The organism is Streptomyces sp. NPDC051173 (assembly GCF_040689515.1).
Lineage (GTDB): Bacteria > Actinomycetota > Actinomycetes > Streptomycetales > Streptomycetaceae > Streptomyces.
This window is the reverse complement of the sequence record NZ_JBFBBD010000175.1, coordinates 1-1,416: the sequence shown is the minus strand read 5'-3', so window position 1 is coordinate 1,416 and position 1,416 is coordinate 1. Positions and strand designations below refer to the sequence as shown.

Annotated in this window: 2 protein-coding genes and 1 pseudogene; all 3 read right to left on the bottom strand. The window is 69.2% G+C overall.

Translation table 11 applies throughout. The annotated features are described in order from the left end of the window. On the bottom strand, positions 1-437 hold a 437-nt coding region (locus AB0435_RS34180; RefSeq protein ID WP_366428742.1), incomplete at its 3' end, for a hypothetical protein. Positions 438-450: 13 nt separating this feature from the next. Continuing rightward, positions 451-855 carry a hypothetical protein gene (locus AB0435_RS34175; protein WP_366428741.1) on the bottom strand — a complete coding sequence of 135 codons (405 nt, stop codon included), beginning with the start codon at positions 853-855 and terminating at the stop codon, positions 451-453. Positions 856-1,158: 303 nt separating this feature from the next. Next, positions 1,159-1,416: pseudogene (locus AB0435_RS34170) on the bottom strand (hypothetical protein); the annotation flags it as partial.

The following is a 1,416-nucleotide window of genomic DNA, read 5'->3' as shown; positions in this document are numbered from 1 at the left end:
AGGGTCCGCTCGTCGAAGATGAGGAGCTGGTACTGGCCGCCCTGCCGTCGGGTGGCGTCCTGGATGCTCTCCGCGTACCGGAACATGATCAGCGAGCCGTTGCTGAACCGTAGTTCGAACTCGGTGCCGTTCCACCGCGCCCCGACCGCACTGGCGAAACCGGTCTGCGCGAGCTCCGCGATCAACGACTCTTTGAGCTCACCGTAGGTGCGGCGGAACGCCCCGACCCGAAGGCCTGGGTAACGCACGCACTGCCGGATCGCCTCCAGTACCAAGGACTTGGTCTTTCCGCCACCTGCGGAGCCGCCGAAGAGGACATCGAACTCGGTGGCGTTGTGGAACTCCTGCTGCTTGGGTGTCGGCACGTAGCCGAGATCCGTGAACACGTCCGGCGGGGGCTCTTCGAGAAGGTCCGCTGCGCGGAGAAGGGCATCCACAGCTGGCCTCCGTTCAGGAGATCGAGCGGAGCCTCCGTGCGGCCACCTGCCGGGCTTCCGTCGCCGCGGGACCGGTGATCCCGGCGTGGGCCAGGGCCGCGTCGATCGCCTTGATGACCGTCTCGGCCTGCTTCTGGGAGATGGCGGCGAGGCGCTCGTCGATGTTCAGGCGGGCGATCGACCCCAGGATCGCGCCGGCTCGGTCCATGGCCCGTTCGTAGAGAAGGACTTCCGCGCGGATCTGCTCGCCCACGTTCCCGGTGCCTTCGTAGCGGATGTCCGAGAGTTCGTTGACCCGCTCAGCGAGGGCGTTTTTGAATCCGAGAACTTCCCCGGCGAGCCTGGACAGGGCCGTGAGGGGGTTGTCGACGGGGTCCGCGCCGAGCGTGGCCAGGGTTCTCCGGGCTTGGGCTTCCACCGATGCCTCCGCTCGTCTCCGCTCGGCTGCGGCCTTCGACCGCTTGTTGCTGCCGCCGTGGTACCGGCACACGGGGAGATCCCTCAGCGCCCAATTCGTGCAGCGTTCGCCGTCGCCGCTGCGGTGAGCGGTGCACTGCCGGTCGGACCCGGGGGCGGTGAGGGGGCGGAGGCCAGCATGCAGGGCACAAGTGTCGTGGCCCGGCCGGGCCCGCATGGAGCAGCGGCGTTCGGGCATATCACCCCGGGCCGGGCAAATGGTGGTGCACCGAAGATGATCCGGTGCCGGGCGCCTGGGCATCGCTCACCCCCTGGTCGTCCACTCCGGGGGCAGAGCGTCGGGACGGCCCTCCGGATGCGGGACGGGGTCGGGCACCAGTGCTGGCTCGGGTGTGCAGTTGCAGCCGGGCAGGTCCTGCGTGTCCGGCGCGGTACACGTGCTGTGGTGGATGAGGGCCGCAGGCTCAAGGGTGATGGCGTGCGTGGCGCAGGCGTAGACCGGGGTGGTGCAGTCGTCGGCCTGTGGCAGGGGCCCGAAGTCGGGAGCCGGCTGTTGTGGGTC